Genomic DNA, 8034 nt, shown 5'->3' on the forward strand with positions numbered 1-8034 from the left:
ACTGCTACGACGAGTCACAGATAAAGAAGTTGTTGCCGTTTCAATGTCAGCAATGCTAAAGCCAATGGCCTTACTGCTATCTTCATTGAGGCTTTGCGTGCCAATGCCGCTTATTGTAGGAGCGTCGTTAACAGGGTTTACAGTTACAATAAAACTTCGTGTTGCCGTATTTGCCCCGTCGTTTGCAGATATAGTGACTGTTGCTCTACCATATTTATTTGCTACTGGTCTAAAAGTGACGGTTCGGTTTGCGCCACTTCCACCAAGAGAGATATTGTTTGTTGGCAGTAAGGAACTATTGGATGTTGAACGGCCTAAGTTAATCGAGTAGACCGACGTATCAATGTCGCTGATAGTAAAATTAATGATTTGAGAAGCAGCATCTTCACTTACCGTTTTATTTGCAAGATATGAAAATAGGGGTTTATCATTTACACAGGTGACTGAAACATTGATTGTAACGCGTTCTATAGAAACTCTACCTCCTCCGCGACGGCGGCCATCAGGTTCTGGCAATCCAACATGAGTGATAACAAAGCTATCGCTTCCACAAAAGTTATTGTTTGGATTATAAATGACCTTATTGATTGCTTGATTGACAAAAGTAGCTCCGTGGGAAGCGCTGGATACACTGGTATTATTATCGGAGTATGTAACACCATAATGGGGAGGGAAAATTGATAAAGAGCCATCTTCAATCACTGACAGGTTTGCAGTGGAGCCTAAGACTGAAAAAGAAAATAGAAATAGCGTGATTAAGAAAAGCTTCATCATCCATGAGGCAGGGTGCATAACAATCAAATCCTTGAATTATGTATAGAACAATAGATACACATTTAGTAACATCTTGTCAACAGTGGTTATTCATAAACCCTTGCTGGCATGGTTTGGGTTTATATATCAATAATGAGATTTTTGTTGGTTTAGTTGGCTGCTTTTCGTTTATTTCGTAGTGTTTTGAAAAGTTAGGTGATTAACTTTGAAAGCAAGGGTTTTAAAAAGTCAAACTTATTTTATTTAGTTTTAACCACTATAAAGTTATCTTTCTAAGCGGTCAGATGAATTTAATTTGATCTGTTGCTAGTGAATTACTGTGTCTAGTAAATGAGTGCTAAAACTGTTAACACTCAGGTTTATTACTTGGGGCTCATTAACACTTCTCTTCGATAAGATAGCAGGCTGAATACCCCAAAGACGAAGACATTGAGGTAATCGCTTCGGGTTAAAGATAAACGTGTTTTGCACAAGTGATGCAAGACTAGCGTTTGTAGGCCGTGCATCAGCAGAGTGATAAGCAGTAAAATATTGAGTACGAGCGAGAGATCTCCTTCAAAAGGCATTATCAAGTTGTAGCCCATCATCAACCAAGCTAATAGGGTTATGGCTTTACCTGCGAAAATCATAAAATTCATACATTTCTCTTAAGGCTGATATTGATATAAACGGTAGATTACCTGGCCCGCTTTTTTTTCTTTTAATTGAACCCAGTTTGCAGGAACACTTAGGTGAGTGATTTCACTTTCGGTTTCTACATAGATCTGCGCGTTTTCTTTAAGCCAGTTATGTTGTTCGAGTAGCGCTATGGTCTTTTCGGCTAGTTCCTTTCTGAAGGGAGGGTCGATATAAACGATATCAAAAGCTTCAGTAGGCTGTACTGTCAGTAACGCTAAAGTGTCCCCTTTAATCACTTCTGCTATCTCTGGATCGCACTTTAGTGTTTTTAGGTTCAGTGTTAATTGCTGCGCTGCACTGGCCTGTAACTCAAATACCTTGGCATAGCTTGCGTATCGAGAAAGAGATTCAAGGCAAAGTGCGCCACTGCCACCGAAGCAATCAAGTACACGAGCGCCGGCTAGGTCGCCTGCTAGCCAGTTAAATAGTGTCTCTCTGACGCGATCGGTCGTTGGTCGCAACCCTTCAAGATCATGAATAGGTAAACGTCTTGAGCGCCATTGTCCTGCAATGATCCGCACTTGACCGCTAGAAGGTCGATTATTAGCCATCTCAATCCTGTTAACTAAAATATTGGTTGTTATTGGTACTGTGATTTTGCCTGAAGAAAGAAAGTGGTAGACTGTCTCGCTTGTTTGCCCTCAAGCTTTTTCGTCATGCTGAATCCAGCATCTTAGAAGTGACTTGGGTATATAGGCCACCATTTTAACTCAAAGAAAGCCTAAATGGTGTGTTCCTGCGCTTTAAAGAGAAAAAATCGAAGGTTTTGCTGCATATTTGCATCCATGTTTTGGTTATAATGTGCCCCAAATTAGATGAATGTAGGCTGGCTTAGTCAGCCTACATTTGAAATGCAAGTTAGTTGAGTATCGGTAATACACATGGCAAAGAAAGGTTTTTTTTCCTGGTTCCGCAAAGATAAGTCTGCAGATGAAGTTAACACTCAGGAAGTTGAAAATGTAACGGATTCTCAAGAGCTGGAACGCCTTGAGGCTGAAGCGGCTGAGTTGGCGCGTGTTGATGCGTTAGATCTGGCACATGCTGAAGCCGAAAAAGTAGAGCAAGCCCGTGTAGCAGTTGAAGTAGCTGAACATGCACGAATTGAAGCCGAAGCAGCAGAGCAGGCACGAGTTGAAGCCGAAGCAGCAGAGCTAGCACGCGTTGAAGCCGAAGCAGCAGAGCAGGCACGCATTGAAGCTGAAGCAGCAGAGCAGGCACGCGTTGAAGCTGAAGCAGCAGAGCTGGCACGCATTGAAGCCGAAGCAGCAGAGCAGGCACGAGTTGAAGCCGAAGCAGCAGAGCAGGCACGAGTTGAAGCCGAAGCAGCAGAGCAGGCACGAGTTGAAGCCGAAGCAGCAGAGCAGGCACGAGTTGAAGCCGAAGCAGCAGAGCAGGCACGAGTTGAAGCCGAAGCAGCAGAGCAGGCACGAATTGAAACCGAAGCAGCAGAGCAGGCACGAATTGAAACCGAAGCTACAGAGCTGGCTGATGATGAAGATCGTCAACCTGAGCCTCAGGCTAAGCCTGTAAAAGAGGGCTTCTTTGCGCGTCTTAAACGTGGACTTAAACGTACCAGTGAGAATATCGGTAGCGGTTTCGTTGGTCTGTTTAAAGGCAAGAAGATCGATGATGATCTGTTCGAAGAGTTAGAAGAGCAGTTGTTGATCGCCGATGTGGGCGTTGAAACCACCACGCGCTTGATTAAGAATTTGACAGAACAAGCCAGTCGTAAACAGTTAAAAGATGGCGAAGCCTTATATGAACTGTTGCGCGAAGAGATGCAGAAAACCTTAGAGCCTGTCTCTATCCCGCTTGTACCTGAAAATGCCGATGGTCCATTTGTTATTTTGATGGTGGGTGTTAACGGTGTGGGTAAAACCACAACGATTGGCAAGTTAGCGAAACAGTATCAGGCACAAGGTAAATCGGTTATGTTAGCAGCAGGTGATACTTTCCGTGCTGCGGCGGTCGAACAGTTACAAGTGTGGGGCCAGAGAAACGATATTCCTGTTATCGCTCAACATACTGGCGCAGACAGTGCTTCTGTATTGTTCGATGCTTTACAAGCAGCTCGAGCGCGTAACGTTGATGTTTTGATTGCCGATACAGCAGGTCGATTGCAGAATAAATCTCACTTGATGGACGAGCTTAAAAAAGTGGTTCGAGTGATGAAAAAGCTCGATGAAAATGCGCCTCACGAAGTGATGTTAACCTTAGATGCGTGTACAGGTCAGAATGCAATTAGTCAGGCTGAGTTGTTTAAGCAAGCCGTTGGTGTGACCGGAATTACCATCAGTAAGCTTGATGGCACTGCTAAAGGTGGCGTTATTTTTGCGATAGCGGATAAGTTTGGTATTCCAATTCGGCATATTGGCGTCGGTGAGCAGATTGATGATTTGCGAACCTTTGATGCAAAAGACTTTATTGATGCGCTTTTTACCCAAGAGAATGACGAGAAGAAGTAGTTCAAATACCTAAAAGACCCGAGATGTAATATTGAGCATGTCGGCAAGTGATTTGGGTATCAAATAATAGATCAATGGACAGTGGACCTAGATGATTCAATTTGAGCAAGTGAGTAAGGTTTATCCTGGCGGGCAGAAAGCATTGTCAGATGTGAACTTTCACCTCAAGCGTGGTGAAATGGCCTTTTTAACGGGCCATTCGGGCGCAGGTAAGAGTACCTTGCTCAAGTTAATCACGGTGATTGAACGAGCTAACGCCGGACGAGTGCTGATCAATGGTCACAATATCGCTGATCTTTCCCCTAAAGATGTTCCCTATTTAAGGCGTGATATTGGCATGATCTTCCAAAATCATCATCTATTGATGGAGAAGAGTGTGTTCGATAATGTCGCTTTGCCTTTAGTTATCGAAGGCTTCTCCCATGGGGAGATCAAAAAGCGAGTTCATGCGGCCTTAGACATGGTTGGCCTTTATGGCAAAGAGCGTCATAGCCCTGTCATGTTGTCGGGTGGTGAGCAGCAGCGAGTGGGGATTGCGCGCGCCATTGTGAATAAGCCTCCTTTGTTATTGGCCGATGAGCCCACGGGTAACTTAGATCCTAAGTTGTCGATGGATATTCTGCGGTTGTTTGAGACGTTTAATGACTCAGGCACCACGGTGCTTATTGCGACTCATGATTTAGGGCTGATAGCCAGAATGAAGTACCGTACTTTAACCCTGAAGCAAGGGCATGTGTTGGGGGGCGATGAGTTGCCTTCGAGTTCAACAAACGCATTTAACGTTTAACTTCGCTTCGGAGCATAGGGAATAGCATGAGCAAAAAGCCTCAGTTAGTCAGAAGTAAGCTACCGTTTTCCGGTCGTATAGTGATGTTTTTCATTCGTCATATACAACATGCGATGGCGAGTATGGGTGAGCTATGGCGTAATCCCGTTTCCTCTTTGATGACCATGGCTGTGTTGGGCGTCAGTTTAAGTTTGCCTGCTGCATTGCAAGTGTTGGTTAAAAACGCCGAAGCCATTACCCAATCTTGGAATAGTGCTGCTGAGATCTCACTCTTTATCGATGATGCTCGCAGTGAAAAGACGATTCAGAGTTTGATTAGTCGGGTCAAAGTGTATTCTGAGGTGAGCGAAGTTCACTATATTAATCGCGATCAGGCACTGGAGGAGTTTCAGCGTTTATCTGGGTTTGGTGAGGCTATCTCTTATTTGGAGACTAATCCCCTGCCTGCGGTAGTGACCGTTACGCCTACGCTTAAATATTCCAGTCCAACTGGCGCTCGTGAGCTGCTTAAAAAACTAGAACAAGAACCAGAGGTGAGCTTTGGCCGACTCGATATTGAGTGGTTAGAGCGACTTCAAGCTGTGGTCAGACTATTGGAGCGTACCGTGCTTGCTATCGCAGCCTTACTTGTTTTGGCCGTGGTACTTGTTATTGGTAACACTATCCGCCTCGCGATTATGAATCGTCGCACCGAAATAGAGGTGATGAAGTTGGTCGGTGCCACAGAAGCCTTTATTCAACGGCCCTTCCTTTATACTGGGATCTGGTATGGGGTGATCGGTGGGATACTTGCCTGGATTATTATTAACATACTGGTCTTGTATCTCGACAGTGCGTTGGCAGAGCTTCTAGGCTTGTACGGTAGTCAGCTGCAAATGGAAACCTTAACTCTGGTTGAGTTGGGTCAACTGGTTTGTTTAGCCTCATTCCTTGGTTGGTTAGGATCTTATTTATCAGTACGCCAGCACTTAAGAGCAATTGAACCTTCATAAAGTCTTGGTTTTCATTGGGCTAATATTCGAAGTAGCTTAGATATAACTAATAAGTTCTATCTCTCGGGTGACACCTGCCACTTTATGAACTAAGTTTCATTTGCTTTGTCTACTGCCATAGCGCAAAAATAGCCTCGAATTTACTGATTGATATTATTCCTATCAGTATTAGTCTGAGGTTGACATAAGTTGTCAAATCTAGGATAGTTCGTCATCTTGCCTTTTTAGACTAAAAGGTGAGCTGGTTTAGTTTTTACTTAATCTTATTGTAAGAAATCAGTTGTAAGCTGTGTCCTTATATTTGAATTAAGAAGATATAACCAGAAGTGAATTTTAGTAGTTCACTGTAATAGTTTGAATTTTAAGTAAGAAATGTAGGAGCATGAATGACTAATCAATCAATGGCGCTTACGGTTCCTCACGGAAGCGGTAGTTTAGAGGCTTATGTCCACTCTGCGCACAACATCTCGATGTTGAAGCCTGAGCAAGAGCATGAGTTAGCTAAGCGATTACAAGAAACCGGTGACCTGCAGGCAGCGAAGCAGCTGATTATGTCTCACTTACGTTTTGTGGTACATGTTGCTAAAGGTTACTCAGGCTACGGCCTCCCGCAAGCTGATCTAATCCAAGAAGGCAATATTGGCCTGATGAAGGCTGTAAAGCGTTTCGACCCTGATGTGGGCGTACGTCTTGTTTCATTTGCCGTGCATTGGATTAAAGCTGAAATTCATGAATATGTGCTAAAAAACTGGCGCATAGTTAAAGTTGCTACCACTAAAGCACAACGTAAGTTGTTCTTTAATCTTCGTAAATCTAAAAAGCGTCTTGGCTGGTTTAGTGACGAAGAAGTGGGAATGGTTGCCGATAACCTAGGGGTATCGAAAGCCGATGTGACAGAGATGGAATCACGTATGGCTGCTCAAGATCCTGCTTTTGATCTTGCGAGCGATAACGATGATGACCAAGATTTTTCTCCGGTTCACTATTTAGAAGATCACTCTTCTGATCTCGCGTCTCAAGTTGAGAATGCTAACTTAGAGTCAAATAACCAAGCCCGCCTTCTGGCCGCCATCAAAACGTTAGATGAGCGTAGTCAGCACATATTGCAGGAACGCTGGTTAAGCGAAGATAAAGCAACCTTGCAGGATTTAGCTGCAACTTATCAAGTGTCTGCTGAACGTATTAGACAACTTGAAAAGAATGCAATGAACAAGCTTAAAGGACGAATGGAAGCGTAATTATACACACGCCAAGTTCCGAATAATTAAAACCTGCCTCGGCAGGTTTTTTTGTGTCTGGAACATTTATGCCGATAAGCCATTGATGGATACTCATCAGCTTTGTATATGGCAGGAGATGTTCCTACATCTCTGTGCATTCCTATCATCCCTGATAGTCAGAATAATTATCTCCGCAGGGTGCCAGATGTTCCCTACATGTATTGTACATTTCCACAGTCCCTCGCGGTCAGAGCGAAGGGGGGATGCCTGGAACAGTTATGTCATACCAATCAGTATAAGAAGTTGATCTACTCAGAGTGTTTTTTGGCAAACTAATTCAAGGCGAATGGATGAGATAATGGTTGTTCCCTTATGACTTCATTCAACGCAGAAGTAGGCAGCCAAAAACACTCCTTACAGGCGAGTTTTAGCGGTTCTGATCCTGTGTTAACGAGCTTAACCGTAGAATAACTATGCTCTTCACTCGTTGCCTTGCCTCAGGACCGCTAAACTCTCGCTGAGCGATCAAATCTTTATACTGATTGGTATCACTCTTTATATAGTAAAGAGTCGATGTGTATAAGGAGTTCAATACATAATAAAGGACTAAAGTTATCTCACATGACCAAAAGTGCTAACTCTTATAGATAAGCGTAATGATTAAATACCCTTTGCGATCGGTAAACACCTGGCTAGATATAGTCATGTATCCGCTACCTGTTGAAGTAAAAAGTCAGTTTAAGGTGCACATTTGTGGGTAACTCTGTGTGTAAGTGGTGTGTATGATGTACTTAAGTCATCATTTGATAAAAACATGCATTTTTGAGTAAAAAGCGCTTGTGCTCTGGGCTGATATCCCTATAATGCGCATCCACTGACACGGCACAGCAGGCCACTTACCTAAACGAAAGCTTAGATAATACGGGACTTGCAGCGATGTTAGAGAGTTAAGACTCTTCGGAGATTTGATTCAGGTGACAACCGCTTTACAAGCTTCGAGTTTGACTTCTGTATAAGAAATCACCACTCGAAAAACTTGATAAAATAAGCGCTTGACGCCGACACTGGAGAGTGTAGAATACGCCTCCCTAGCCAAGACGATATGTCTTGGGAAGTTA

7 protein-coding genes are annotated in these 8034 nt (G+C 43.5%); 4 read left to right on the forward strand and 3 right to left on the reverse strand.

The window, feature by feature from the left end; genetic code table 11:
* The 3 genes from FN961_RS25415 to rsmD all read right to left on the reverse strand — a co-directional run.
* Window positions 1-792, reverse strand: a 792-nt coding sequence (locus FN961_RS25415; RefSeq protein ID WP_221936150.1) for a hypothetical protein, incomplete at its 3' end; no start/stop codon positions are given.
* A 344-nt stretch (window positions 793-1136) separates the two neighbouring features.
* Window positions 1137-1412 (reverse strand): DUF1145 domain-containing protein, encoded by a 276-nt coding sequence (locus FN961_RS25420; protein WP_144042938.1) that lies wholly within the window; start codon window positions 1410-1412, stop codon window positions 1137-1139.
* Window positions 1413-1421: 9 nt separating this feature from the next.
* On the reverse strand, window positions 1422-2003 hold the full coding sequence (gene rsmD / locus FN961_RS25425; protein ID WP_144042939.1) for a 16S rRNA (guanine(966)-N(2))-methyltransferase RsmD: 582 nt from the start codon (window positions 2001-2003) through the stop codon (window positions 1422-1424).
* Window positions 2004-2333: 330 nt separating this feature from the next.
* Between rsmD and ftsY the strand changes: the two genes are divergently transcribed.
* The 4 genes from ftsY (at window position 2334) to rpoH (ending at window position 6934) form a co-directional block, all read left to right on the forward strand.
* Window positions 2334-3917 carry a signal recognition particle-docking protein FtsY gene (gene ftsY / locus FN961_RS25430; protein ID WP_144042940.1) on the forward strand — a complete coding sequence of 528 codons (1584 nt, stop codon included), beginning with the start codon at window positions 2334-2336 and terminating at the stop codon, window positions 3915-3917.
* Window positions 3918-4008: 91 nt separating this feature from the next.
* On the forward strand, window positions 4009-4704 hold the full coding sequence (gene ftsE, locus FN961_RS25435; RefSeq protein ID WP_144042941.1) for a cell division ATP-binding protein FtsE: 696 nt from the start codon (window positions 4009-4011) through the stop codon (window positions 4702-4704).
* Window positions 4705-4730: 26 nt separating this feature from the next.
* Complete coding sequence (ftsX, locus tag FN961_RS25440; RefSeq protein WP_144042942.1) at window positions 4731-5696, forward strand: permease-like cell division protein FtsX; 966 nt, start codon at window positions 4731-4733, stop codon at window positions 5694-5696.
* 386 nt (window positions 5697-6082) lie between these two features.
* Window positions 6083-6934, forward strand: coding sequence for an RNA polymerase sigma factor RpoH (gene rpoH, locus FN961_RS25445; RefSeq protein ID WP_144042943.1), 852 nt, complete (start codon window positions 6083-6085; stop codon window positions 6932-6934).
* Window positions 6935-8034 lie beyond the last annotated feature (1100 nt).

Origin of the sequence: Shewanella hanedai (assembly GCF_007197645.1) — a bacterium.
Lineage (GTDB): Bacteria > Pseudomonadota > Gammaproteobacteria > Enterobacterales > Shewanellaceae > Shewanella > Shewanella hanedai.

Coding starts and splice junctions, on each gene's coding strand:
- ftsX (WP_144042942.1), top strand. CDS start 4,731: ATGAGCAAAAAGCCTCAGTTAGTCAGAAGTAAGCTACCGTTTTCCGGT.
- ftsE (WP_144042941.1), top strand. CDS start 4,009: ATGATTCAATTTGAGCAAGTGAGTAAGGTTTATCCTGGCGGGCAGAAA.
- FN961_RS25420 (WP_144042938.1), bottom strand. CDS start 1,412: ATGAATTTTATGATTTTCGCAGGTAAAGCCATAACCCTATTAGCTTGG.
- rpoH (WP_144042943.1), top strand. CDS start 6,083: ATGACTAATCAATCAATGGCGCTTACGGTTCCTCACGGAAGCGGTAGT.
- rsmD (WP_144042939.1), bottom strand. CDS start 2,003: ATGGCTAATAATCGACCTTCTAGCGGTCAAGTGCGGATCATTGCAGGA.
- ftsY (WP_144042940.1), top strand. CDS start 2,334: ATGGCAAAGAAAGGTTTTTTTTCCTGGTTCCGCAAAGATAAGTCTGCA.